We start from the raw sequence: 25564 nt of genomic DNA, 5'->3' as shown, positions 1-25564 counted from the left end.
CGTGCGCAAGGCGCTCGACTTCCTCTACGACGCCGCGGGCTACCTCGCGGCGTTTTTCGTTCTGGGGATCTTCGTCCTCATGATCGCGCAGACGGTGCTGCGCGAGACGGGCATGAAATCGGGCGGCATGGATGACCTCGTGGCGTGGTTCTGCGCGGCTTCGGCCTTCCTCGCGTTCGCGCACACCTTCCGCTATGGAGATTTCGTGCGCGTGACGCTCGGCATCGACAAGCTGCCGGCGCGCGCCCGCCACTGGCAGGAGGTCGCCTCGCTCGCGATCGCCTCGGCCTTCACGGGCTACCTCGCGTTCTGGGCGGTGAAGTACGTCTACGAGAGCTGGAAGTACCACGAGATGTCCACGGGGCTCCTGGTCGTGCCGATGTGGATCCCGCAGATGTCGTTCGTCGTCGGCGCCACGCTGCTCTTCGTGGCCGTCCTCGACCAGTTGATCGTGGTGCTGCGCGGCGGGAAGCCCATCTACGTCGTGAAGATGGAAGAGCGCCACGCCCGCGGCGACTACAGCGAGGACATGTAGATGGAGTTGATCGAGATCGCGGGCCTGCTCCTCGTGTTCATGTTCGCGCTGCTGGCCGGCGGCGTGTGGATCGCGCTCACGCTCGCGATCGTGGGCTTCGTCTGCTTCTCGTTCTTCACCGGCACGCCGCCCGGCAAGAACCTCTTCACGGCGTTCTGGAGCTCGTCGTCCTCGTGGACGCTCGCCGCACTGCCGATGTTCGTGTGGATGGGCGAGATCCTCTTCCGCACCAAGCTCTCGCAGGAGATGTTCGATGGGCTCGCCCCGTGGCTCAACAAGCTTCCGGGCCGGCTCATGCACGTGAACATCCTCGGCTGTGGGATCTTCGGCTCCGTGTCGGGCTCCTCCGCGGCTACGTGCGCCACGGTGTCGAAAGTGGCACTGCCCGAGTTGATGAAGCGCGGCTACGACGAGAAGGTGGCGTTGGGCTCGCTCGCCACGGCCGGGACGCTGGGCATCCTCATCCCGCCGTCGATCACGATGGTGGTGTACGCGGTTGCGGCGGACGCATCGATCATCCGCATCTTTCTCGCGGGCTTCATCCCCGGGTTCATCCTGATGGCGCTCTTCTCGGGCTACATCATCGTGTGGGCGCTCATGAACCCCGAGAAGACGCCGCCGCCGGGCCCGTCGATGACGTTCATGCAGAAGATCAAGGCCTCGGGAAACCTGATCCCGGTGACGCTCCTGATCGTGTTCATCGTGTGGGTGCTGGTGACCGGTATCGCGAGCGCCACGGAATGCGCGGCCTACGGCGTGCTGGGGTCGCTCGCCATCGCGTGGTGGAGCGGCTCGCTCACCGTGCGCAATTTCTTCGAGAGCCTCATGTCCGCCACGCGCGTGTCGTGCATGATCATGATCATCCTCGCCGGCGCCTCGTACCTCTCGCTCGCGATGGGCTTCACCGGCATTCCGCGCGCGCTCGCCGAGTGGGTGGCCGCGATGAACCTGAGCCCGTACATGCTGATCGGCGTGCTCGCCATCCTCTACATCGTGCTGGGCACCGCGCTGGACGGCATCTCGATGATCGTCCTCACCTCGGCCGTCGTGCTGCCGATGATCCAGAAGGCCGGCTTCGACCTCGTGTGGTTCGGCATCTTCATCGTGCTGATGGTGGAGATCGCGGAGGTCACGCCGCCGGTGGGCTTCAACCTCTTCGTGCTGCAGAACATGACCGGGCACGACTCGAACTACATCGCGAAGGCGTCGCTCCCGTTCTTCGCGATGCTCGTCGTCACCATCGCCATCATCACGATCTTCCCCGCGACCGTGACGTGGCTCCCCGACGTCGTGATGGGAATCGAGAAGAAGTAAGGCTGAATAAAGGGGTCAGACTCCTTTATTGCTGGCTGGATTCCCGCCTTCGCGGGAATGACGAGCAATAAAGGAGTCTGACCCCTTTATTCAGCATTTATACTCGGGGGATGGAGTCCGTGACGCAGTTGCTCTCCTCGATACGCTCGGGGGAGCCGGATGCCGCCGCGCGGCTCTACGCAGTCCTCTATCCCGAGATCAAACGTCTCGCGAGGGCGCGCCTCTTCGAGGCGGGCGGCGTCACCAGCCTCAACACCACCGCGCTCGTGAACGAGGGGTTCCTGCGCATCGCGCAGCGCGAAGGCATCGAGGGCGCCACGCGCGCCCAGTTCTTCGCCTACATGGGCAAGGTGCTTCGTTCCGTCGTGCTGGACCACCTTCGCGGCCAGGCCGCGGACAAGCGCGGCGCCGGAGCGACACACGTCACGCTGTCGGGCGCGGAGAACATTGCCGCGGGCGGTGACCTGGACTCGTGGGCCGCGCTCGACGAAGCGCTCGCGCGCCTGCAGCGTGTGGAGCCCGACTTGCATGCGTTGGTGGAGCTGCGCTACTTCGCGGGCTTCGGGCTGGACGAGATCGCGCAAATGCGCGGCGTCTCCACCCGCACCGTGGACCGTGACTGGGTCCGTGCCCGCGCGCTGCTGGAAGAAATGCTCGGGACCGCGAATGGATGACGCACAGCTCCGCCGGCGTTCCGCACTGATCGCCGAAGCGCTCGAGCGCGACCCCGCGACGCTCGAAGGCTGGCTCGCCACGTTGCCCGAGGAAGAGGCGCGCGCCGTTCGCCGGGCCCTCGAGCTGCAGGCCCGGCCCGACGCCGGCAACCTGGGCGGCGTGAGCGCCGATCGTTTCGCGCACGCGCTCGCCGCCGCGGTCGATCGCGGTGCCATCCCCGCCGCACACGCCGGCGATCGCTTCGGTCCGTGGTCTCTCACCCACAAGTTGGGCGAGGGCGGCATGGGCGAGGTGTGGAAGGCCGAGCGCGCCGACGGCCTCTACCAGGGCGCGGCCGCCATCAAGCTGCTGCGTGCAGACGTGGATCGCCACGTGCTTGCCCGCCGCTTCGCGCGCGAGCGCGAGGTGCTCGCGCGGCTGGACCACCCCAACATCGCGCGCCTGCTCGACGCCGGCCTCGCGGATACGCACCCGTTCATCGTGCTGGAGTATGTCGAGGGGCGCACGCTGCTCGAGCACGCCGCGCAGCGCAAGCTCTCCACGCGCGCGCGAGTGTCGTTGGTGCAGAAGGTCGCCGAGGCGGTGGCGCATGCGCACGGGCGCCTCGTGGTGCACCGCGACCTGAAGCCCCACAACATCCTCGTGACCGATGCGGGCGTGCCCAAGGTCCTGGACTTCGGCATCGCCGCGCTGCTCGACGCCGAGGGCCAGGCTGGCGACGGGCTCACGCGCGCCACGGGGCGGGCCCTCACGCTCGAGTACAGCGCGCCCGAGCAGGTCGCCGGCACGGCCACCGACGTGCGAGCCGATGTCTACTCCCTCGGTGTCGTGCTCTATGAGTTGCTCGCCGGATCGCGTCCGCACCAGCCGAAGGACGGCACGCGCCGCTCGCTCGAATACGCGATCGTCCACGACGAGGCGCGGCCGCTTGCGGGAAGCTTCGACGCAAGCCTCGTCGCGGTGCTCGCGCGCGCGCTGGCGCGGGAACCGGAACGCCGCTATCCCACCATGGCCGCGTTCGCCGACGACCTCGCGCGCTGGCTCGACGCGAGGCCGGTCACGGCAACGACGCCCACCGCTCTCCAACGCTTGCTGCTGTGGTCGCGCCGCAACCGTGCGCTGTCGATAGCCACCGCCGCGGCGCTGGTCGCGGTGACGGTCGGCCTCGTGGCGGCGATCTGGCTCGCGGAGCAGGCACGCGGGCAGGAGCGAGTGGCCGTTGCCGCGCTCGCCGATGCGCAGCAGCAGGCGCTGCGCGCCAAGGCGGCACTCGCGCGTGCGGAGAGCGAATCGTCACGCGCCGAGCGCGAGGCGGCGAACGCGCAGCAACAGGCGGCGATCGCCACCAGCGAGAGCGACAACGCGAAGCGCGGCGAAGCAAAGGCGCTCGCGGCCGAGGCCGCATCCCGGCGCGACAAGGCGCAGGCCGAAAGCGAGGCCGGCAAGGCGAAAGCCGTGAGCGCGTTCCTCGTCGACATCTTCCAGGCCGCCGACCCCGAGAAGGCCAAGGGCGAGAAGCTCACCGCCCGCGACGTGGTCGATGCCGCCACGACGGAGCTCGACAGGCGGTTCGCCACGCAACCCGAAACACGCGCCGAGCTGCAACGCACGCTGGGCACGACGTACACGTCGCTGCAGCGCCCGGACAAGGCGCTGCCGCTGCTCCTCGCGGCGGCGAACGCGGAGGAAGCGAAGTCGGGGAAGGGCTCGCTGGAACGCGCGCGCATCCTGCTGTCGCTCGCCCTCGCCGAGTCCGACGCCGAGAAGTTCGCCGATGCAGTGGGGCACTACCGCGAGGCGCTACCGATCGTCGAGGCCGCCGACGGGCCGGTGGCCGAGTCGGTCGCACTGGGCAAGGTCTACCTCACGTTCGCGCAGTGCAAGGTGGAACCGAACGACGCCTGCCTGGTGACCTCCGAGAAGCTCGCGGAAGACGTACGCGCGCGGCTCGGCGAGACCCACTGGCTCTACGCCGAAGCGCAGAACGGCCGCGCCACGGGCTTGAGCGTGATCGGGCGATGGCGCGAAGTGCCGGGGGTGCTGCGCCCGCTGGAGCCGATCCTCCTCACGCCACCGCCGGGCAAGGTCGTCTCGGCGCTCACCATTCGCGGCAACCTCGCGATCAGCATTTACCGCAGTGGCGACATCGTCGGCGCCGCGGCGCGCCTGGGGCCTCTCACGGACGATCTCGCGAAGGTCCTCGGCCCCGATGCCAACCAGACGCTGATCCACCGCTGGTACCTGGCGGAGTTCCAGCGCCAGCTCGGCGAGTACCGCGACTGCCAGGCGCAGAACGCCCAACTGGTGGAGGTGCGCTCGCGAACCTCCGGGCCCGACCACGCGCTCACCATCGACGTGCTCTCCAAGGCCGCCATCTGCGCGCGCGCGGCCAACGATCCGGCCGCGGCAAAGGCCTACTTCGATCGGGCGCTCGCCGCCCTGCCCGAGAAGGACGTCCCGCCGCAGCGTTCGGTCCTCCGCGCCCTGGTGGGCCTGGCGAACGTCGCGATCGATGCAGGAGACCTGCCGCGCGCGACGGCCCTCCTCGACCGTTCGCAGGCGCTCATCACCGCGTTGAAGCTCGAGACCGGCGACGAGTGGCTCATGCTCTGCGCCCTCCGCGCCACGGTTCGCAGCGCCACCGACGCTCCCGGCGCGGCGGCGCAACTCTCGGCCGACTTCGCGACGCCCACCGGAGCACGCACCGCCGGCAGCCACGCGCTGAAGGGAATCCTCTCTTACGTCCTTGCCCAGGCCGGGCAATCGGACCGCGCGCGCGAGGAAAGCGCCACGGCCCGCAAGCTCGCCGCCACCCGCATCCCGGCCACGCACCCTTACTTCGCCGTGCTCGACCACGTGGACGCCATCGCGAGCGGCGATCCGGCGAAAAAGGCGGCCACGCTCGCCGCGCTGGAGACGGCCGCGAAGCGCCCGGCAACCCTTCCGCTCGCTCCGCTCTGGTTCACGCTCTAACCGTCGTTCCCGCTCGAGCCGTCGTTCCCGCGTAGGCGGGAACCCAGCCGCTGGATTCCCGCGTTCGCGGGAATGACGGGCATGTCGTAGTTTCCGCCGCGCCCGCGTCTGTATCGGTAAGCCTCCTTGCCGGAACGACCGACTTGCCGCGCGCCGCACTTTTTCTCCTCCTGGCCTTCCTGGTTTCCCCCGCGTTCGCGGCCGCGATCGATTTCGGCGGCTTCGCCTTCGACCGCCAGCCCTACGAGGCCTTCGCGCGCTCGACAGGCATGAGCTGCCATGCCCATGCCACCACCACGACCTGCTCCGGCGCGATCGATATAGAAGGCATGAAGGTCCCCGCCGTCGCGGTGTGGCGCAAGACCCGGCGCGGCGAGAGGGTGCTGGCCCAGGGCACGGCCGACCTCGGCTGTGACACCGCGAGCGTCCAGCGCCTCGTGAACGCGGGCATCAAGCGCTGGGGCAAGCCTGCCGCACACGTGCTTCCGGCCCGGAAGACCCTCTGGACCTGGCGCGACGCCGCCGGCAACCGCGCCACCTTCACCGACGCCCCCGACGCCGGCCGCGCGACCTGCACCTTGCTGGTCGAAGACGGTCGCTGGGCACGCGAATAGATGTCGTGTTTCGCGGCGCGCCCGCGTCTGTATCCCTGAAGCCCCTCTTTCCAACACCCGGAGAACCCGCATGCGCCCCACCCGCCTCGCCGTAGCCGTTGCCGCCCTCTGCCTCGCCACCGCCGCGCATGCCGACGTGAGCCGGCCCGGCAAGTACGACTACTCCGTGAAGGTGACCATGATGGGAATGGGCATGCCCGCCATCAACTTCTCCCAGTGCGTCACGAAGAAGGACATCGACGAAGGCAAGGCCTACGTGAACAAGGAGCAGAAGGGCTGCACCTACTCCGACATGAAACGCGAGGGGGACCGCATCTCGTTTCGCATGTCCTGCAGCGATCCGAAGATGACCGGGCAGGCGACCGGCACGATCGGCGCCGAGGCCTTCACCATCGACATGCAGGCGAAGATCACCGAGCCCATGCAGATGGAGCAGCGCTCGACCGTGAGCGCCAAGCGCGTCGGGGATTGCTGATGAACACGCCCTCGCGGCTGCTCGCGCTCTCCCTCGTTGCGCTTGCCGCGACGGGCGCGCGCGCCGACGTCTTCAGCGACGCGTACCAATGCGTGAAGGCCAACGCGAAACTGGCGCTCGTCACCGCGGAGCTCGGCCCGGGTGCCGTGGAGTTCGTCGTCACCAAGCCGCAGTGCGTGGCCCTCGTGACCTCGCCCGCGCCGGTGCCGGCGACTGTCATGATCGGCACGCTCGGGCTGACCGCCACCAACGTGCTGCCGAAGAAGAACCCGCAGTGCGAGGGCGCGCTCTACACGACTGCCGCGAAGCCCGTCGCGAAGATCCTGGACAAGGCCGGCCTGCTGCCGGACTCCGTCAACAAGCTGATCTCCGGCAATGCCGCAGATGCGGCCGTCGGAGAGGCCGTCCAGAAGATCCCCGGCGCATCCATCGCGTTCGCCTCGTTCAGCTGCGGCTGCGGGCTTTCCAACGCCGGCTTGAATCCCGACTCGGTGAAGGAGATCTATAAGGCGACCGTGGCCGCCGGCAGCAAGTGCTCGGACGTCCTCGGCAACGTGATCGAGGGCGGAGCCAAGGGCATCGAGTCCGCGGCCAGCGCGGCCGGCGATGTCCTCTCGGGCCAGACGAAGCACGTCGACCCGCAGGTCTACTACAAGGCCGCGTTCCGGCCGCGGCTCTATCGCGACTACGCCGCCTTCAAGAACCAGCCGCAGAACCTCCGCCCCTACATCTGGAACGACGAGCCGGTGCCGCAGTGCATCCACTACTTCGACAAGCACACGATGTCGCCGGACAACGCGTCGAAGACCTGCCACGCGCTCGCCGAGCAGTACTTCGCGGAATACGCGCAGAAGCAACCGCAGATGGAAGAGACGCGGCAGATGACGGACCTGCGCTCGTTCGGCCCCGACACGCAGAGCGCGGGCCGCTACCTGCTCAACAGTGACACGACCCCCTATGGCAAGTACTGCGCCACCAAATTCAAGAAGGAACCCGGATACACCGTCGACAACCGGGCGCGCGAGAACTTCCAGCTCGCCTGCATGACGACCGCGGGCCTGTACCTGGGTTACACGGTGAAGCATTACGAATACAAGCATCCGAACTGGACCTACACCGTCAACCAGAACAGCCCGGACCGCTTCCAGAACCGGATGGCTGCCGCGGCCAACAACCCCGGCAACCGCAAGGCGGCAGACATCCGCAAGCAGGCGATGGACCAGCTCTACGCGGAGTTCGCGCCGTTCGCGGACAAGGCGTACCCGGCGTGGGTATCCGCCGTCGTGAAACTGGAGAAGGAGACGGACGCGAAAGGCGCGAAGCAGGAGGCCTCCAACAAGGAGAAGGAGGCCAAGGACAAGGCCGACAAGGAAGCGAAGGAGAAGGCCGCCGGCGCCAAGAACCTCGCCGAGGCGCAGGCCGCGTGCAAGGACGAGCGCTGCAAGGCCGACATCGTGTCCTATCTCGCGAACTGCAAGTCGCGCTCCGGCGGCACCGAAGGCGCGCAGTTCAAGTCGGATCTCAACTGCAAGTCGAACATGGGCGTGCTGCACGACATCTCCGCGCGCCGCGCCGCACTGGACGCCCGGCTCGACGGCGAGGTGAAGAAGCACGTCGCCATCCTCTGTCCGCCCGACAAGGATTGCTCCACCGGCGTGCACAAGCAGCGCTCCGACATCCAGGCCGAAGAGGACAAGGTGTGGAAGTACGTGAGCGACTCGGCCAACGAACGCGGCAACCAGGACAACGCGAAGGCGCTGATCTATGCCGAGGCGTTGAAGATGCTCACGCCCATCGAGGCGAAGACGATCGTCGCGGCCACGGTGACGAAGGTGAACACGGTCGGGCGCGAGCCGATCCGCATTCCGGGCAAGAAGGCGAACGACCCGCCGCCGCCCCCGCCCGTGGTCGCCTACACGCCTCCGCCCACACCCACCACGACCGCGAAGCCGCCGACGACGTACACCATCCCGCCGCCGGTCGCGAAGCCGCCGCCCCCGCCGCCGTCCACGTTCCCGAAGAACACGCCGGGCTCGATCGGAGGAAACCTCGCCGCGGGCGGCAGCAGCATCGTCGCCGGGTGCGAGCCGAAGAGCGCGTCGGAACTGCAGGCCCTCGTGTGCGAGACCGAGGCCGCGCTGAACAAATGCCGCTCGCTGATCGTATCGGGCAAGGTGCGCAGCTGCGCCAAGTCCCGCTGAACCGGAGACCGCGATGAAGATCGTCCTGCTGGCCGTTGCAACCACGCTGGCCCTCGTGCCCGCCGCCCACGCGGCCGACGCGAAGGTCGACCGATCGAAGAGCACGCAGCGCCTGGAGAAGATGGAGAAGGCTCCGACGCGCCCCTACGTGACCGTTTACGAGGTGAAGTCGAACGTGGGCGAGATCGACGCCCGCGGGACGACGGCGATGTTCACCACCGCGCTCGTGAAGAGCCGGCAGTGGCGCGTGGTCGAGAGGAACCGCCTCGCCGAGGGCGTGGGCCGCGAGCGCGAGCTCAACGCCTCGGGCGTCACCACGGGCGACGGCGCCACGAAGCAGCTCAAGGGCGCGGGCTACGTGTTCGAGGCCTCGATCACGGAGCTCGCCGCGCAGACGTCGCAATCCTCGAGCGGCTTCTCGATCGGCGGCATGCAGATCGGCCAGTCCGCTTCGCAGGACGAGCTCGGCATGGACATTCGCGTGCTCTCGGTGCAGACGGGCGAGGTGCTCGACTCCATCAACGTCCGCAAGAAGCTCGATGCCTCGGGCTCGAGCGTGAGCGGCGTGGGCTCGCTGCTGGACACGATCGCGAGCCGCAAGGGCGTCAACACCGGCGGCCTCACGCCGGACGTGAACGCGCAGGGCTCGAAGCGCGAATCGATCGACCGCGCGCTGCGCGAGCTGATCGAGCTCGCGGTCGTGGAGCTCTCGCAGCGCCGCTCCTCGTGGGAAGAAGACTAGGGCGATACACTCGGAGGCATGTGCCTCATCGCCCTCGCCTGGCAGTCGCATCCGGAGTTTTCCCTCGTCGTCGCCGCGAATCGCGACGAATGGCGCGAGCGGCCGACCGAGGCTTCGGGATGGTGGAAGGATCATCCGGAAATCCTCGCGGGCCGCGACCTTCGCGCCGGTGGAACCTGGATGGGCATCACGAAGGGCGGGCGCTTCGCGGCGGTGACGAACTTCCGCGATCCGTCGGACAAGCGCACGACGGCGCTCTCGCGCGGCAACCTCGTGGCCGACTTCCTGCTCGCCGACTCGTCGCCGCACGACTACCTCGCGAGCCTCGTGCCGCGCGCTCCGCAGTTCAACGGCTTCAACCTCATCGTGGGCGACGGAAAGTCGCTCGCCTACTTCGGCAGCCGTGAATCGACGGCGCGCGACATCGAACCCGGCGTGCACGGCCTTTCCAACCATCTCCTGGACGAGCCGTGGCCCAAGGTCACGCGCGCCCGGCTGGCGATGGAAGCCGCACGGGGCGACCCGAAGCCCGCGCCGCGCCTGTTCGCGCTGCTCTCGGATAGGAACGTCGCTTCAGATGGCGAGCTTCCCGACACCGGCGTCGGCATCGCCTGGGAGCGCCGGCTGGCTCCGGCCCTGATTACCGGCGAGGAATACGGCACCCGGTCGTCGACGGTCCTCACCGTTTCCCGGGCCGGACTCGTCACCTGGGAGGAACGCACCCTGGACGCCGCCGGGGGGGATTCCGCCGTCCGAAACGCCTCCTTCCGCGTATCATGATTCCCAGTGTCACCCGCGTCTGGGGAGAAGCGATGGATACCGAAAAGACCGTCAAGAACCCGTACATCCAGGTGGTCGAGGACCACGTGGCGAGCGGGGATCCACCCGATACGAAAGCCGCGGTGGATACGCTGGTCGGCAAGGGCCGTTCGCCCGGCGAGGCGAAGCAGCTGGTGGCCACCGTCGTCCGCGACGAGATGCAGGAAATGCTGTCCGCAGGCCGCGACTTCGACAACGCGAAATACGCGGCCGCGTTAAAGAAGCTTATCGCGACCGAAAAGTAGTCCGTCGCACTCGCTTGGAGGTGCACCGATGAATCACGGCAAGCTCGCCCTCGCGGCGGTGGCAGCGTTTGCGCTCGCACTGACAGCGCAGGCCGCCGCCCCCGGCGTCACGGACAAGGAAATCCTCATCGGCCAGGACGTGGACCTGACCGGTGCCATCGCCGTGCGCATGAAGCCGCTCAACCAGGCCGCCGACGCGTACTTCGAGAAGGTGAACGCCGCCGGCGGCGTGCACGGCCGCAAGATCCGCATCCTGCGCATCGACAGCGCCAACAAGCCCGACAAGACCAAGGAGAACCTCAAGGTCTTCGAGAAGGAAGGCGTGTTCGCGATGTGGGCGGTCTCCGGCACGGGCAACACGGCCGCCGCGCTGCCCACGCTCACCGAGAAAGGCATCCCGCTCATCGCCTCCACGTCCGGCGCCGATGCGTTCTTCCTGAAGAAGAACCCGATGCTCTTCAACCTCAAGGCGGGCTACGGCGACGAGATCCGCCGCATGATGGTCCACCTGAAGGACTCATACACCACCCGCGTGGGCATCGTGTATGTCGATAACGGCTTCGGCAAGGAAGCGCTCAAGACAGCGCAGGAATCGATCAAGGCCAACAACCTCGAGCTGGCCGGCGTCGCCGGGCACAAGGAGGACAAGTCGGACATCGACGCCGCGGTGAAGAAGGTCGCGGACACGAAGCCCGCCGCCGTCCTCGCGCTCACGCTCTCCGGCCCCGCACCGGACGTGATCGCGGCCTATGCGAAGACCGGCCAGAAGACGCAGCTCTTCGCGCTCTCCATCGTCGCGGCCGACGCGCTCTACAAGTCGATCGGCGACAAGTCGCGCGGCGTCATCGTCACGCAGGTGGTTCCGTATCCGCAGGACCGCACCAACCAGGTGGTGCGCGAATACCAGGACCTCGTGATCCCGAAGGGCGTGAAGGACTTCTCGCACGCCGGCGTCGAGGGCTACATCTACGCCAAGACGCTCGTGGAAGGGCTGCAGGCCGGGGGCAAGAACCTCACGCGCGAGAGCCTCGTCGCGGGGATGGAGAAGATGCAGCGCGACTTCGGCGGCATGAAGATGGCCTTCTCCCCGACGAGCCACAACGGCAGCGACTTCGTGGAGATCACGATGATCGGGCGCGAAGGCAAGCTGGTGCGTTGATGCGCATCGCGGGCGGCTGTCACTGCGGGAACATCGCGTTCCGCTTCGACTGGCCGGAGGACTCCACCGAGATCCCCGCGCGCATTTGCAGCTGCTCTTTCTGCGCCAAGCACGGCGGCGTGTGGACGTCGCACCCCAAGGCCTCGATCGAGGTCACCGTGAAGGATCCGGATCAGGTCTCCCGCTATGCGTTCGGCACCGCCACGGCGGATTTCCACGTGTGCAAGCGCTGCGGCATCGTGCCGGTGGTCACCAGCACGATCGAAGGCCACCTCTACGGCATCGTGAGCGCGAATGCCTTCGATGCCGCGCAGGACCTTCGCATCCGCAAGCTGCCCGCGGATTTCGAGGGCGAGCATGCCGCGGACCGCCTCGCGCGTCGGCAGCGCAACTGGGTCTACGACGTGAAGTTCGTCGGCGGCTGAATCAGTCGACGATGTAGAGGCGGGCACCCCGAGGGGCGCTCGAGCGATGCGGCTCGGCCCCGTCGGCCACCTGGTAGCTCATGCCGGGCCCCAGCACCATCGTCCGGCCATCCGCGAGCTTCGTGTGCAGCTCGCCCTCCAGGCAGAGCAGCAGGTGGCCCTTCTCGCACCAGTGGTCGGAGCGGTAGCCGCGCGAGTACTCCACCATGCGCACGCGGATGTCGCCGAAATTCTGCGTGCGCCACGTGGCTTCGCCCTCTTCCCCGGCGTGGCGCGTGGCCTCCACCGTGCTCCAGTCCGTGACGCAGAACGGGATGTCGGCGAGCTTCACAACAGCTTGCCTTCGGCCTTCGCCTTCGCGACCTCGGCGGCGAGCGCCTCGCTGGTCTTGTAGTGCGGCACGCGGAACACCATCCGCTTCGAGCGCTGCCAGAAAGCGTTCGAGCCGTTCATCTCCTCGCTCCAGTACTTGTTGGCGAGCGCCATGTTGCCCTTCGGGTCGAGCAGGAACGCGTCCTTCGCGCCCTGGCCGCCGAAGATGTAGACCTTCCCGTCGATCATCGCCCACGAGTTGGCATTGCCGCCCCAGGGGATGCCGTAGACGATGCCGTTGGTGCAGTAGCCGCCGAACTGCGGGATGAATTTCTCCGGCGCCATGTCGAACATCTTCTTGTGCTCGGCGGTCGCGAAGCGGAACGTGACGCCCTTGTAGACGCTCTTGATCGCCGGGTCGCCCGCCTTGTGCGTGTTGTCGGTGAAGTAATTCACGACGTCGTAGCCGAAGAGGAAGAGGTGCTTGTCCTCGCCCTCGGAAACGGCGTTCACCGGCGAGAGACCTTCACCCGGGCTTTGCGTGAACATCGGCGCGCAGCCTGAAAGTCCAAGAACGGCGAAACACAAAATCAACAATCTGTTTGTTATGGACGCCATCGAATCCTCCAATGAATACAAACCCGCTAGAGAAGGGTCTCTCTGTCCCCCAAAACACCCTCGAAAGCCAACGCTCCATCCAATGTCAGAGTTACCCTCTGCCTGATCGGATTGCCGATATTTCCATGAGTTAGCGACAGAGTGTCATTCGCCATAAATTTTTCATTCTCCCAGCCACCAAGTTTCTTCCCCTGAAGGTCGCGTACCTGAACACGGGCTCGAAACGGGCCGGGCGAGCGGCTCGCAGCGTTGAAGCGAAAGGTTGCGCGGTCCGGCGCAAGCGACACCGATTCAAGAAATGTCCAATATTTATAGTGAACCTTCGTCGAGACACCAACAAATCTTGCATACCGTCGGCGCACTTCCGGAGAAACGATGTTGAGCAGCGTTTCGTGTTCGGCCTGACTTCGGCAAAGAATGTGTCTGAGGTGTTCTAGTCCCAATTGATTGGGAACCAAAACTTCCGCGCAACGACGAAACACAATGTCGGCCTTGTGGGATTCTGAGATTGGGCCATCGTGATGAACCCTCTCGAACGGAATCGAAGAGAGAAATTTGGCCGAGCTGCCTCGACTAACGGAGTGTGAAGCAGCGTTGCCATCAGTGAACTGCGTACCATCTGCGCACAGTATTGGCACCGCGTCGAAGACCATCACAATCGGCATAGGTCGATGCGCACCCATACTGATGTCGGTCTGCGCTCGAAATCCTTCGCTCCGAAATTCCGTTGGCGTGCGGGGGCGAAAGTACAGGCGGGCAAACTCTCGAATCCAATCTGGAGAGTGGCCCATTACGTCCGGGCTGGCCGCGTCGTGGCCCAAAATTCCCAAAGCAGTCGCACGATTTCGCGCCAAGAGCGCTCCTCGCTCCAAAATTGACGCTATTGCACGGACGTCATCTACGCGGAAAAGATGGAGGGGCCACTTCGCTCGCGCTGACCCTGCGATCCACGGCTGCAGTGGCAAGCTACGAACAAATTCTTCGATCGTGGCGCTGTCAGCTTTCACGTCACTCTGCGCCCATCTCCACCGTCACCTCAGAGGAAGAATTCTTAGCGGCAGGCACATGAAGCTGCAATCCCAGTTCCACCGCCGGACTCTTGTCACTGGCCGAGAGTTGAATGGATCGAAAATAGGGGAGTTCCCGCAGCAGGGAGATGACGTACGGGGTTAGCTCTTCGAGACCAACCGGCATCGTCTGTGAGTAGCAGAATCCATTGAAACGGATGGCCTGCCAGAGTTCGAGCAATGAGTCCTCAGGAACAAACACCGCTCGCGGAGAGACCAGACGCCAGGTCCGCAGCTTTCGGTTAACGAAGTCCCGCACCGAATCTCTAAACTCTTCTGCCCAAGTACGTTCCTTGAGATAGAGCAAGAGACCCTCCTGATCGTATCGCACGATTGAAGCCGAAAACGTCGCCTCGGATATGACTTCGCGAAACAGCGGCTTAGTACGAACGACATCCTTGATGTCGCTCCAGAATTCATCGAACGGGAGAGCAGCAGGCTCGGATCGCAACCAAGTACGCATGCCAGCAAGATCCCGGTGTTCCACCTCGCCGCCGCGTTGGTAGAGGTATACAAAAACATTAATTGGGAGAGCCCGGAGATATCGCTGCATCACGGGCTCCACATCCTCCCACAGCAGTTCACCGTTGCCGCAACCGAGCTGCGGGAACGCAATGCTCACGATGTTTTGTTCGGAATACGTGTCAACGAATTTCTGAAGACCCCGCTCGATATACTCCAACTTTGAGGGGTTCCTCCAGTGTTTTTTCGTCGGGAAGTTGAGAATCCACTTATTTTGCGTCTTGTATAGAAATAGATTGCCGATGTCGAACTGCTTACTTTCACAAAGCGCCACGTACTTCGTGAACATCTCCGGATAGACGGACTTGAAGGTCAGTGCAATTCCCTTCCCCATAACACCGACGGTGTTGACCGTGTTGACCAACACCTGCGCTGGAGAATCAAAAAGGTTGCCGCGGACATAAGTAAGCATCTGTGCCTCTACGATGTCTCTTGATCTAACTCAAAGTGTTCAAAGTATGACCTGAGATGTCTGCTGAAAACCCACTTGAGTCAGATTGTTAATAATTTGTTCCTTCGCGTCTCGTTACTCATGGCTCGTCCGACTCATTCACTGCTTTCGACGCGCGCCCGAGTCGGTCGTTCACGGCGTCCCATGCCAAGTCCGCAGGCGGTGCCTCCACGGCGATGATGTCGGCACCGCTCGAATCGAGTGAACGCAGGTAAGCGTACAGATCGTGTGCGTAGGCGGCGGGGTTCTCCGCGGCTGCCTGCCAGACGAATGCGGCCGAAGCGCGCGCCGGACCGCGTGCAAGCACCGCGACGCGCTTGCCGGCGGTGGCAAGCTCGCGCACGCGAAGCTCGAGCTGCGCTTCGGCCACCAGCTCCAGCGGCGTGCGCGGCGCGTAGTGCGACGCCAGGGTTCCGGAGGCGCGCGGGGCATCGGCATCCGGAGCACGCGGCTCCACGCCGAGCGCATGCGCGAGCTGCTCGCGCGTGATGGCGCCCGGGCGCAGGAGCACCGGCGTGCCGCGCGACAGATCCACGATCGTCGATTCGATTCCGACGTCGCACGCGCCGCCGTCGAGAATCAGGAGATCGGGGCCGAACTCGTCGCGCACGTGCTGCGCCGTGGTCGGGCTCACGTGGCCGAACTTGTTGGCGGAAGGTGCGGCGATCGCGCCGCTGCCCATCTTCGCGAACGCGCGCAGCAATTCCTGCGCCACGGGATGCGAGGGACACCGCAGGCCCACGCTGTCCTGGCCGCCGGTGACCGCGGGAGAGACGTGTGCAGCCTTCCTGAGAATCAGCGTGAGCGGTCCCGGCCAGAAGGCCGCGGCGGCTTTGCGTGCGCCCTCCGGAACATCACGCGCCCAGTCGTCGAGCGCTTCCGCATCGGCCACATGCACGATCACCGGATGGTCGGCGGGACGGCCCTTCAGCGCGAAGATCTTCGCGACGGCCTTCGGGTTCGCGGCGTCGGCGCCCAGTCCGTAGACGGTCTCCGTCGGAAACGCGACGAGCTCTCCCGCCGCGAGTCGTGCCGCGGCGGCGGCGACGCTATCCGTCATGGCGGCCGCACTTCACGTGCAGCGGCATCGTGACCCGGCGGGATCCGTCGCCCCAGAGCGGCGCGAGCGCGGCAGCGATCTCCTCGAGATAGGCCGGCTGCGATGGGAGCAGCGTCCGCGTAGCGCTCCACGACGCCACGTAGCCCAGCAACTGTTCCAGCGTCCAGTCCAGCTCGATGTCCGTCGCCGGGAAGTCGACCGGCGTGAACGGAAACGGAAGGTCCTTGTAGCCATCCCACAGCAGCTTGTTCTGCTGGGGCCAATGCGGTTTAAGCGGCGCCAGCACGATCCGCTCGAACTCGGGCTCGATCGCCGGCTCGAACCGGGAGCGATCGTATCCGACGACGAGCAGCAGGCCGCGCGGACGCAGCACGCGCTTCGCCTCCGCATAGAACCGCCCCACGTCGAACCAGTGCAGCGCCTGCGCGACGCAGATCGCGTCGAAGCTGCCCGCCGCGAAGGTCGTGGACTCGGCCGGCTGCACGGAGAACGTCACGCCGGGTGTTGCGATCGCATTGCCGATCTGCTGCGCGCTCGCGTCGGTGGCCTCGACGTGCTCGAAGTGGCGCGCGAGGCCGATCGCCGCCTGGCCGCTGCCGGTGGCGCAGTCCCACGCGCGCTCGCGGGCCGGGGCGAGGTCCGCCAGGCGACGGAAGATCGAGTCCGGATAGGTCGGGCGCGACTGCGCATACACATCCGAGTGCTTCGAGAAATGGTCGACGAACCGCGCGGCGCTCAATGCGCCTTCTCCCAGTTGTCGCCGACCCCCGCCTCCACCACCAGCGGCACGTCGAGTGTGGCGACACCCATCATCAGCTTCTCGACTTCCGGCTTCACGCGATCGAGCTCGTTCTCCGGAACCTCCAGCACCAGCTCGTCGTGCACCTGCATCACGAGCTTGGTGGCGAGCTTCTCGCGCTCGAGCCAGCCCTGCACCGCGATCATCGCGAGCTTGATGAGGTCCGCGGCCGTGCCCTGCATGGGCGCGTTGATCGCCTGGCGCTCGGCGCCCTGCCGTCGCGGCGCGTTGCCCGAGTTGATGTCCGGGAGCCACAAGCGGCGGCCGAACACGGTCTCCACGTAGCCGTGCTCCTTCGCCTCCTGCCGCGTGCGGTCCATGTACTGGGCCACGCCTGGATAGCGCGCGAAGTACTTGTCCATGTAGCTCGCGGCGGCCGAGCGCTCGATGCCGAGGTTGCCCGCGAGGCCGAAGGCGCTCATGCCGTAGATGAGGCCGAAGTTGATCACCTTCGCGTAGCGGCGCTGCTCGGAGGTCACTTCATCCGTCGTGGCACCGAACACTTCCGCGGCGGTGTGGCGGTGGATATCCTCGCCGCGCGAGAAGGCGTCGATCAGGCTCTTGTCGCCCGAGAGGTGCGCCATGATCCGCAGCTCGATCTGCGAGTAGTCGGCGGAGACGATCTTCGAGGCCGCGGGCGCCACGAACGCTTCGCGAATACGCCGGCCCTCGGTAGTGCGCACCGGGATGTTCTGCAGGTTCGGATCGTTCGACGACAGGCGCCCGGTCACCGCGACGGCCTGCGCGTAGTTGGTGTGCACGCGCCCCGTCTTCGGGTGGACCATGCGCGGCAGCTTGTCGGTGTAGGTGCTCTTCAGCTTCGACACCGAGCGATGGTCGAGCAGCGTGCGGGCGAGCGGATGGTCTTCGGCGAGCTTCTCGAGGACTTCCTCATCGGTGGACGGCGCACCGGACGGCGTCTTCTTGACCGCCTTCAGTCCCATGCGCACGAAGAGGATCTCGGCCAGCTGCTTCGGCGAGCCGAGGTTGAAGGGCCCGCCCGCGAGCTCGTGCGCCTTCCGCTCGAGGTCCAGCATCTTCTGGCCGAGCTCCTGGCCCTGCTTCGCCAGGAGCTGCCCGTCGATGAGCACGCCGTTCCGCTCCATCGTGAGCAGCACGCTCGACACGGGGATCTCGATGTCCGCGTAGATGCGCTTCAGCTTCGCGTCGGCCTCCACGCGCGGCCAGAGCGCGCCGTGGATCTGCAGCGTCACGTCGGCGTCTTCGGCGGAGTAGGCCGCGGCGCGCGCGATGTCCACCTGGTCGAAGGGGATCGACGAGGCACCCTTGCCCGCGACGTCGGTGTACTGCATCAGGCCGGAGGCGCCCAGGAAGCGCGTGGCGAGCGCATCCATGTCGTGGCGCTGGTGGCTCTGGAAGACGTACGACTCGAGCAGCGTGTCGTGCAGGAACCCGCGCGTGGCGATGCCGTAGCTCGCGAACACCTGGCGGTCGTACTTGGTGTTCTGGCCCACCTTGGCCTTCGAGGCATCCTCGAGCCATGGCTTCAGGCGCGCGAGCACGCCCTCGATCGGGAGCTGGTCCGGGGCGCCGGCATAACGGTGCGTGAGCGGGATGTACGCGCCCTCGCCGGGCGCCGCGGAAAACGAGATGCCCACGATCTCGGCCAGCATGGGGTCGAGGCTCGTCGTTTCGGTATCGACGCTCGCGAGCGTCGCCGCTTCCAGCTTGCGCGCCCAGCGCTCGAGCGCCTCGCCGTCGAGGATCGTCTCGTAGTTGCGCGTATCGACGAACGGCACGGCGTCGGCCACCGTGTCGATGCCCGCATTGAGGATCGCGAAGTTGCGGCCCTTCTTCTCCTGTACGCGTGCGCCGGCGGCGCGCTTGGCCTCGTCGGAATCGGCGGCCGGTGCGGGGGCGTCACCTTTCTCCGGCGCATCTTCGGTCTTGAGGATCGCGTCGCGAAGCGTGCGGAAGCCGAAGCGCTCGAAGAGGCCGAGGAGCTTCTCGCGATCGATGTCGCGCTCGACCAGCGTCTCGACCGCGAACGGAAGCTCCACGTCGCATTTCACGGTGACGAGCGTCTTCGCGGTGGGCAGCCAATCCAGCGCCTTGCGAAGGTTCTCGCCGACGGCACCCTTCACCTGCGCCGCGTTGGCCATCAGCCCATCGAGCGAGCCGTATTCCTGGATCAGCTTCGCCGCGGTCTTCGGGCCGACCTTGTCGACGCCGGGCACGTTGTCCACCGTGTCGCCGACGAGCGCCAGGTAATCGATGATCCGCTCGGGTGGCACGCCGAATTTTTCCTTCACGCCTTCCGGGCCGAGGCGGTCGCCGGACATCGTGTTGACCCACAGCGTGCGCTCGTCCACGAGCTGCGTGAGGTCCTTGTCGCCGGTGGAGATGATCGTCTTCCAGCCTTCGCGGCGCGCCATCGCGGCGATGGTGCCGATCACGTCGTCGGCCTCGACGCCGTCGACGACGACGATGGGCCAGCCCAACGCACCGATGGTTTCGATCAGCGGCTCGATCTGCGAGGCGAGGTCCTCGGGCATGGCCGAGCGCGTGGCCTTGTAGTCGGCGTAGATCTCGTCGCGGAAGGTCTTGCCCTTGGGATCGAGAACGCAGGCGATATAATCGGACGGAAAGTCCTGCTTCGCCTTGCGAAGCATGTTCACCACGCCGTAGATGGCGTTGGTGGGCTCGCCCGCCGGGCTGGTCATCGACTTGATCGCGAAGAACGCGCGATACAGGTAGCCGGAGAAGTCGACCAGCAGGATGGTCTTTTGGGCTTCCGTCATCTCACTTCCGCAGGTCCCGACATGCTCTCCAACAAGATTCCCAAGCTCTCCGACCCGCAGCTCATCCAGAAGACCCAGACGTCCGCGCGCGAATCGTGGCGGATGCTCGAGATTATCGCAGAGTTCGTGAACGTGACCGAGCGCCTGCAGGAGGTGCAGCCCGCGGTCACGATCTTCGGCAGCGCGCGCACCACGCCCGAGCATCCGTACTACGTGCTCGCCGAGCAGGTCGCGCGCCGGCTCTCGGATGCGGGCTTCTCCGTCATCTCCGGCGGTGGCCCCGGAATCATGGAGGCGGCGAACAAGGGCGCCTTCGCGGGGCCGAGCCCGAGCGTGGGGCTCAACATCGAGCTGCCGCACGAGCAGGGCGCGAATGCCTACCAGGACGTGTCCACCACGTTCAAGCACTTCTTCGCGCGGAAGGTGATGTTCGTGAAGCTCTCGGCCGCGTTCGTGATGATGCCCGGCGGCTTCGGCACGCTGGACGAGCTCTCCGAGGTGCTGACGCTCGTGCAGACCGCGAAGATCCGCAAGGTCCCCGTCATCCTCGTGCACTCGGGGTTCTGGGGCGGCCTCGTGGAGTGGATGCGCGGCACGCTGGAAGCCCAGGGAATGATCAGTCCCGGCGACCTCGAGCTCTTCCAGGTGATCGACGATCCGGCGAAGGTCGTCGACGCCATTTTCGAGCACTACCAGACGCGCGGATTCACTCCTTCTCCCTCGGAACGCGAGGCCGAGCTCGCACTCTAAGTGTTAGACTGGTTTTCGAAAGAAGAGAGGCACGCCATGCGTTTCCCGCTCGCCGTGATGCTCCTCGCCGCGACGTTCGCGGCCCAGGCCCAATCGCAACCCCGCCCCACCCCGCCCGGCTCCCGGCCGCTCGACGAGCCGCCGCCGATGCCCGCCGCAACCACGCCGCGCGATCTCGCCATCGCACCCGCCACGGCCACGCGCATGGATGGTGAGGACGAGGTCACCGAGTACCGCGTGAAGGGCAAGCTCTACATGATGAAGGTGAAGCCCAAGAACGGCCCCGGCTACACGCTGATGGACAACAAGGGCGACGGAACCTTCACCCGGCAGGACCACACGCTGACACCGAACACCTCGGTGCCGCAGTGGGTCCTGCTCGAATTCTGAACCCCACGACCCGGTCCTCTTCATGTCGGTCTACACGCCGGTCACGGATGCCGACGCATCCGCGCTGCTCGAGCACTACACGCTGGGCGAGCTCGAGCTCCTCGAAGGCATCGCCCAGGGCATCGAGAACAGCAATTTCTTCCTGACCACCACGACGGGCCGCTACGTCCTCACGCTCTTCGAGAGCGTGCCGCGCGAGGACCTGCCGTTCTACATGGGGTTGATGGACCACCTCGCCACGCACGACATCCTGTGCCCCGCGCCGATGAAGCGGGACGACGGTGCGTTCGTCGGCGAGCTGAACGGCAAGGCCGCGGCGATCGTCACGCGCCTCGAAGGCGAGCCCCACATGCATCCGGACGCGGACGATTGCCGCGCCACCGGGCGCATCCTCGCGGCGATGCACGTCGCGAGCATCGAGTACGACGCGGGCCTCGCCAACGCCAAGGGCCAGGAATGGCGCGAGCATTTCGCGCAGGTCGCGGCGCCCAGGCTCTCGCGCGCCGAGAACGACCTCATCGCCTCCGAGAACCGCTACCAGGCGATGCACGACGATTCCGTGCTGCCGCAGAGCATCATCCACGGCGACCTCTTCCGCGACAACGTGCTGTGGGGCGAGCAGGGCGGCGGCGTGATCGACTTCTACTTCGCCTGCGACGACGTGCTGCTCTACGACCTCGCCATCACCGCCAACGACTGGTGCGTGACCCGCGAGGCGGCGCTCGATCCCGCGCGCGCCAAGGCGCTGATCGCCGGCTACGAGACGCTGCGCCCGTTGACCGAGCTCGAGCGCGAGCTCTGGCCGGTGATGCTGCGCCGGGCGGCGCTGCGCACGTGGCTGGGCCGCATCGGCTACAACCACTTCCCGCGCGATTCGCACATGACGATCCCCAAGGACCACGAGTTCTCCCGCCGCCTGCTCGTGCACCACATCGAGCACGCCCGCGAGCTGCAAGAGTCGGCGGCATGAGCGCGGCCCCGCCGGCCGGCACGGCGCCGATCCACGTCGCCGACGTGAAAGCCGCGCGCGGCGCGGCGTGGCTGAAGCAGGCTTTCCTGATGTATCGCGGCCGCCCGCTCGCGTGGACCGGCCTCGTCTTCGGCTGGATCGCGATCACGCTGGGCCTGTCGATCGTGCCGCTGGTCGGCTGGGCCGCGGCCTACCTGCTGCAGCCGGTGTTCTTCGCGAGCTTCGCGCTCATCGCCCGCAAGCAATTGGCCGGCGGCCGCCCCGAGATGGGCGACCTCTTCCTCGCCTTCAAGGGCAACGTGCGCTCGTTGATGGGCATCGGGGCGATCGAGCTCTTCGCCTTCGTGGCGGCGATGCTGCTCATGGCCACGTTCGTGCTGCCCGCGGGCGCCGACGGGCAGGCACTCACTCGCGAGGAGCTGCCGGCCCAGCTGAAGGGCAAGGAATGGGGCGTGCTCGCGTGCCTGGCGATCGTGGCCCTGGTGCGAAGCGCGCTGTGGTTCGCGCCGGCCGTGATCGCCTTCCACGGCATCCCCACGGCGCACGCGGTGCGCTGGAGCATCTATGCGGTGCTCTCGAACCTGGGCGCGATGGTCGTCTACGCGCTCGTGCTCACCGCCATCATGGTGCTCTCGGCGCTCACGCTCTATCTCGGGCTGCTGGTGGCCGTGCCGGTGATGGCGATCAGCACCTTCGTCGGCTACACCGACGTCTTCGAGAAGCCCGGGGAGCCTACGCCGGCGTGAGCTTGGCGTACTGGAGGGCGAGCCACTTGGTGCCCTCGTTGCGGAAGCGCACCTGCACACGCGCGTCCAGGCCCTGGCCCTCGAAATTCAGCACGACGCCCTCACCGAACTTCGCGTGCGACACGTTCTGGCCGATCGCGAACGGGTGCGCGTCGGGACGCTTGGTCTCGAACGCGGCTCTCGGAGCCGTTGCATAGCGGTCCGGATCGGCCTGCGGTGCGCGCCCACCGCCCGAGGACCAGCGCTCCCCGCTGCCGTGTCCGCCGCCGTAGCCTCCGCTCCACTTGGACGATTGCGGCGTGAAGAACTGCTTCTTCTCGGGCAGCACGATCCACTTGCACAGCTCGTGAGGGATCTCGTCGATGAAGCGCGAGACGATGCCGTAGCGCGGCTGGCCGTGCAGCATGCGGCTGCCGGCGTAGGTGATGTACAGGCGCTTCCGCGCCCGCGTGATGGCCACGTACATCAGGCGGCGCTCTTCCTCGATGCCGCCGTCCTCGTTCATGCTGTTGTCGTGCGGGAAGAGCCCTTCCTCGAGGCCGGAGACGAACACGGCCGAGAATTCCAGGCCCTTGGCCGAGTGCACCGTCATCAGCTGCAGCGCATCCTGGCCCGCGGTGGCTTCGTGGTCGCCCGCCTCCAGGCTCGCGTGCGAGAGGAATGCGGCGAGCACCTGCTGCTGGTGCGTGCCCGTGGGCGGCACGTCGGCCGCGGCTTCTCCCGCCGGCGTGTCGCCGTGCTCGAACTCCTCCGCGAAGAGCGCCGCGGCGTTCCCGAGCTCGGTCAGGTTCTCGAGGCGGTCCTGCCCATCGCGCTCGGCGGCGTAATGGTTCTTCAAGTTGCTGCGCTCGAGGATTTCCTCCACCAGCTCCGGGAGCGTGAGCGTTTCGCTCGCGACGGTGAGGCCGTCGATCATCGCGACGAATTGCCCGAGCGCGGAACCGCTGCGCCCGCCGATCGCGCCGGTGCGCGCGGCCTTGAGCAGGTTGGGCGCGACGCCCCGTTCCACCATCTCCTGGAGCTGCTCGATGCTGCGCGAGCCGATGCCGCGCGTGGGGAAGTTCACGACGCGAGTGAAGGCCGTGTCGTCGTCCCCGTTGCCCGCGAGGCGCAGGTACGCGAGGGCGTGCTTCACTTCCTGGCGCTCGAAGAACCTCAGGCCCCCGTAGACCTTGTACGAGATGCCGGCACGGAAGAGCGCGTGTTCGAGCGTGCGCGACTGGGCGTTGGAGCGATAGAGCAGCGCCATGTCGGAGAGGTTGGTCCCTTCGCGGTGGAGCTGCTTCACCTCGTCCACGACGAACTGCGCCTCTTCGAGATCGTTGGAGGCCGCGAAGACGCGCAACTGTTCGCCCTTGCCCTCGGCGGTCCAGAGGTTCTTGCCGAGGCGCGCCTTGTTCTGCGCGATGACGGCATTGGCCGCGTCGAGGATGTGGCCCTGCGAGCGGTAGTTCTGCTCCAGCTTCACGACGCTCGAGATCCCGAAGTCCTTCACCAGCTCGTTCATGTTGCCGACGTCGGCGCCGCGGAAGCGGTAGATCGAGTTGTGCGTGACGATGCCGTTGGCGACGAAGTTGTGCGTGGGCTCGACGTCCAGGTCGTGCACGAGGCGGCCGCGGCCCGCGATGCGGTCGACCGATTGCACGACGGTGAAGTCGCCGTGCTCGTCCAGCATCGACATGCCGGGGACGACCTGCGTGGCCAGGAGCTGGCCGAAGGGCAGCTCGACTTCGTCCTCCTCCAGGCCGGGAACGATCGACTGCTCGATGATCATCTCCGGACCGCCGGGGCGAACACGCGCGGTGCGGGTCACGGTGAAGCCGTCGTGCGTCTCCTCGACGGCGACGAAGCCCGCGAAGTGGGCATGCTCCGGCGTGCTGGTGAGCGTGCGCCCGTCGCGAAGCGTGATGCGCACGAGGTCCTTCCGCGCACGGCTCGCGTGCACGCCGACCACCTTGGCCACGCCCATCACGCCTTCGGCGAGGCAGGTCATCACGCGATCACCGGGGCGCACGTCCTCGATGGCCTTGTATTCGCCGCCGGCCATCGTGACCGCCGTGCCTTCGACCAGGCACTGGTCGTCGTCGCCCACCGCGAAGACGCAGCCGTTGGTGCCGGCCAGCAGCTTGATCCACTTGTACTGGAGCTTGTTCGTGTCCTGGAACTCGTCGACGAGGATGTACTTGAAGCGCTCCTGGTAGTGGTGCAGGAGGTTCAGGTGCTTCGTGAGGAGCTCGTAGGTGCGCAGCAACAGCTCGGCGAAATCCACCACGCCTTCGCGGTTGCACTGTGCGTCGTAGTCGGCATAGAACGCGACCATCCTGCGCGTGAAGTCATCCCCCGCCTCGACGGCGTTGGCGCGCAGGCCCATTTCCTTGCAGTTGTTGATGAAGTTCTGCAGCTGCCGGGGCGGGAATTTCTCTTCGTCCACGCCCTGCGCCTTGGCGAGGCGCTTGATCAGCGCCTGCTGGTCGGCCGAATCGAGGATCTGGAAGAGCTGGGGCAGGCTCGCGTCGCGGAAATGCGCGCGGAGCATGCGGTTGCACAGCCCGTGGAACGTTCCGATCCACATGCCGCGCGTGTTGATGGGCAGCATGGCCGAGAGGCGCGTGAGCATCTCGCGGGCGGCCTTGTTGGTGAAGGTGACCGCCAGGATGCCCGCGGGGCTCACCTGCCCGGTCTGGACCAGGTAGGCGATTCGGGTGGTGAGCACTCGCGTCTTGCCGCTGCCGGCGCCCGCCAGGATGAGGGCGGATTCTCGCGGCAGGGTGACGGCCTGGTGCTGCTCGGGGTTGAGTCCGGAAACGAGGGCGTGCATGGAATGCGGGAGGATCGAACAGCGCTATTTTCTCACGCCGGGCCGCGGAATACCTCCCGGAATTTCGAACAAAAAAAAGGGCGCCGAAAACGGGCGCCCTTTAAGTTGTTACCCCAATCCAA

General features: G+C 66.4%; 24 protein-coding genes. 16 read left to right on the top strand and 8 right to left on the bottom strand.

Translation table 11 applies throughout. The features are described 5' to 3' along the window. Window position 1: 1 nt before the first annotated feature. The 12 genes from DSM104443_RS00880 to DSM104443_RS00825 all read left to right on the top strand — a co-directional run bounded on the left by DSM104443_RS00880 (window position 2) and on the right by DSM104443_RS00825 (window position 12177). Window positions 2–535, top strand: a complete 534-nt coding sequence (locus tag DSM104443_RS00880; protein WP_171088835.1) for a TRAP transporter small permease — start codon at window positions 2–4, stop codon at window positions 533–535. Then, on the top strand, window positions 536–1849 hold the full coding sequence (locus tag DSM104443_RS00875) for a TRAP transporter large permease (protein WP_171088834.1): 1314 nt from the start codon (window positions 536–538) through the stop codon (window positions 1847–1849). Window positions 1850–1959: 110 nt separating this feature from the next. After that, on the top strand, window positions 1960–2523 hold the full coding sequence (locus DSM104443_RS00870) for an ECF-type sigma factor (protein WP_171088833.1): 564 nt from the start codon (window positions 1960–1962) through the stop codon (window positions 2521–2523). Further along, entirely contained in the window at window positions 2516–5497 is a 2982-nt protein-coding gene (locus DSM104443_RS00865) for a serine/threonine-protein kinase (protein ID WP_171088832.1), read from the top strand. Before DSM104443_RS00870 ends, DSM104443_RS00865 begins: the two co-directional genes overlap by 8 nt. A gap of 143 nt (window positions 5498–5640) precedes the next feature. Further along, a complete protein-coding gene (locus DSM104443_RS00860; RefSeq protein ID WP_171088831.1) occupies window positions 5641–6111 on the top strand; it encodes a hypothetical protein in 471 nt (156 codons plus the stop codon). Between the two features lie 70 nt (window positions 6112–6181). Beyond that, the gene (locus tag DSM104443_RS00855; protein WP_171088830.1) at window positions 6182–6586 is read left to right on the top strand and encodes a DUF3617 domain-containing protein; all 405 of its coding nucleotides are present in this window, start codon (window positions 6182–6184) and stop codon (window positions 6584–6586) included. Continuing rightward, window positions 6586–8787, top strand: coding sequence for a hypothetical protein (locus DSM104443_RS21710; RefSeq protein ID WP_212756862.1), 2202 nt, complete (start codon window positions 6586–6588; stop codon window positions 8785–8787). Before DSM104443_RS00855 ends, DSM104443_RS21710 begins: the two co-directional genes overlap by 1 nt. Before the next feature lie 13 nt (window positions 8788–8800). Beyond that, entirely contained in the window at window positions 8801–9529 is a 729-nt protein-coding gene (locus DSM104443_RS00845; RefSeq protein ID WP_171088829.1) for a CsgG/HfaB family protein, read from the top strand. An 18-nt stretch (window positions 9530–9547) separates the two neighbouring features. After that, window positions 9548–10309, top strand: coding sequence for an NRDE family protein (locus tag DSM104443_RS00840; RefSeq protein ID WP_171088828.1), 762 nt, complete (start codon window positions 9548–9550; stop codon window positions 10307–10309). A 32-nt stretch (window positions 10310–10341) separates the two neighbouring features. Beyond that, window positions 10342–10593, top strand: coding sequence for a hypothetical protein (locus tag DSM104443_RS00835; protein ID WP_171088827.1), 252 nt, complete (start codon window positions 10342–10344; stop codon window positions 10591–10593). Between the two features lie 28 nt (window positions 10594–10621). Then, a complete protein-coding gene (locus DSM104443_RS00830) occupies window positions 10622–11752 on the top strand; it encodes an ABC transporter substrate-binding protein (RefSeq protein WP_171088826.1) in 1131 nt (376 codons plus the stop codon). After that, window positions 11752–12177, top strand: coding sequence for a GFA family protein (locus DSM104443_RS00825; protein WP_171088825.1), 426 nt, complete (start codon window positions 11752–11754; stop codon window positions 12175–12177). The genes DSM104443_RS00830 and DSM104443_RS00825 overlap by 1 nt, the downstream gene beginning before the upstream one ends. 1 nt (window position 12178) lies before the next feature. Here DSM104443_RS00825 and DSM104443_RS00820 read toward each other — a convergent pair whose 3' ends face one another. From DSM104443_RS00820 to polA, 7 genes are all read right to left on the bottom strand, one after another. Continuing rightward, window positions 12179–12508 carry a DHCW motif cupin fold protein gene (locus DSM104443_RS00820; RefSeq protein ID WP_171088824.1) on the bottom strand — a complete coding sequence of 110 codons (330 nt, stop codon included), beginning with the start codon at window positions 12506–12508 and terminating at the stop codon, window positions 12179–12181. Beyond that, the gene (locus DSM104443_RS00815) at window positions 12505–13038 is read right to left on the bottom strand and encodes a YHS domain-containing (seleno)protein (protein ID WP_212756860.1); all 534 of its coding nucleotides are present in this window, start codon (window positions 13036–13038) and stop codon (window positions 12505–12507) included. The genes DSM104443_RS00820 and DSM104443_RS00815 overlap by 4 nt, the downstream gene beginning before the upstream one ends. A 95-nt stretch (window positions 13039–13133) precedes the next feature. Beyond that, the gene (locus tag DSM104443_RS00810; RefSeq protein WP_246232434.1) at window positions 13134–13961 is read right to left on the bottom strand and encodes a DarT ssDNA thymidine ADP-ribosyltransferase family protein; all 828 of its coding nucleotides are present in this window, start codon (window positions 13959–13961) and stop codon (window positions 13134–13136) included. Window positions 13962–14115: 154 nt separating this feature from the next. Beyond that, window positions 14116–15108 carry a macro domain-containing protein gene (locus DSM104443_RS00805; protein ID WP_171088821.1) on the bottom strand — a complete coding sequence of 331 codons (993 nt, stop codon included), beginning with the start codon at window positions 15106–15108 and terminating at the stop codon, window positions 14116–14118. Window positions 15109–15226: 118 nt separating this feature from the next. Further along, window positions 15227–16207 (bottom strand): L-threonylcarbamoyladenylate synthase, encoded by a 981-nt coding sequence (locus DSM104443_RS00800; protein ID WP_171088820.1) that lies wholly within the window; start codon window positions 16205–16207, stop codon window positions 15227–15229. Next, window positions 16197–16946, bottom strand: a complete 750-nt coding sequence (locus tag DSM104443_RS00795) for a class I SAM-dependent methyltransferase (RefSeq protein ID WP_171088819.1) — start codon at window positions 16944–16946, stop codon at window positions 16197–16199. The genes DSM104443_RS00800 and DSM104443_RS00795 overlap by 11 nt, the downstream gene beginning before the upstream one ends. Continuing rightward, window positions 16943–19768 (bottom strand): DNA polymerase I, encoded by a 2826-nt coding sequence (polA, locus tag DSM104443_RS00790; RefSeq protein ID WP_171088818.1) that lies wholly within the window; start codon window positions 19766–19768, stop codon window positions 16943–16945. The genes DSM104443_RS00795 and polA overlap by 4 nt, the downstream gene beginning before the upstream one ends. Before the next feature lie 21 nt (window positions 19769–19789). On the opposite strand from polA, the gene DSM104443_RS00785 reads away from it, so the two are divergent. The 4 genes from DSM104443_RS00785 to DSM104443_RS00770 are packed head-to-tail and all read left to right on the top strand — an operon-like array spanning window position 19790 to window position 22624. Beyond that, the gene (locus tag DSM104443_RS00785) at window positions 19790–20518 is read left to right on the top strand and encodes an LOG family protein (RefSeq protein ID WP_171088817.1); all 729 of its coding nucleotides are present in this window, start codon (window positions 19790–19792) and stop codon (window positions 20516–20518) included. 36 nt (window positions 20519–20554) lie between these two features. Next, window positions 20555–20908 (top strand): DUF2782 domain-containing protein, encoded by a 354-nt coding sequence (locus tag DSM104443_RS00780; protein WP_171088816.1) that lies wholly within the window; start codon window positions 20555–20557, stop codon window positions 20906–20908. A gap of 22 nt (window positions 20909–20930) precedes the next feature. Continuing rightward, window positions 20931–21878, top strand: coding sequence for a homoserine kinase (locus tag DSM104443_RS00775; protein WP_171088815.1), 948 nt, complete (start codon window positions 20931–20933; stop codon window positions 21876–21878). Next, window positions 21875–22624, top strand: a complete 750-nt coding sequence (locus DSM104443_RS00770) for a BPSS1780 family membrane protein (RefSeq protein WP_171088814.1) — start codon at window positions 21875–21877, stop codon at window positions 22622–22624. Before DSM104443_RS00775 ends, DSM104443_RS00770 begins: the two co-directional genes overlap by 4 nt. On the opposite strand, the gene DSM104443_RS00765 is transcribed toward DSM104443_RS00770, so the two are convergent. Then, window positions 22611–25442, bottom strand: coding sequence for a UvrD-helicase domain-containing protein (locus tag DSM104443_RS00765; RefSeq protein WP_246232432.1), 2832 nt, complete (start codon window positions 25440–25442; stop codon window positions 22611–22613). The genes DSM104443_RS00770 and DSM104443_RS00765 overlap by 14 nt on opposite strands. Between the last annotated feature and the right edge of the window lie 122 nt (window positions 25443–25564).

Source organism: Usitatibacter rugosus, from assembly GCF_013003965.1.
In the GTDB taxonomy this organism is placed as follows: domain Bacteria; phylum Pseudomonadota; class Gammaproteobacteria; order Burkholderiales; family Usitatibacteraceae; genus Usitatibacter; species Usitatibacter rugosus.
Note: the sequence above shows the minus strand (reverse complement) of the source record. Positions and strands in the feature narration are given on the sequence as shown.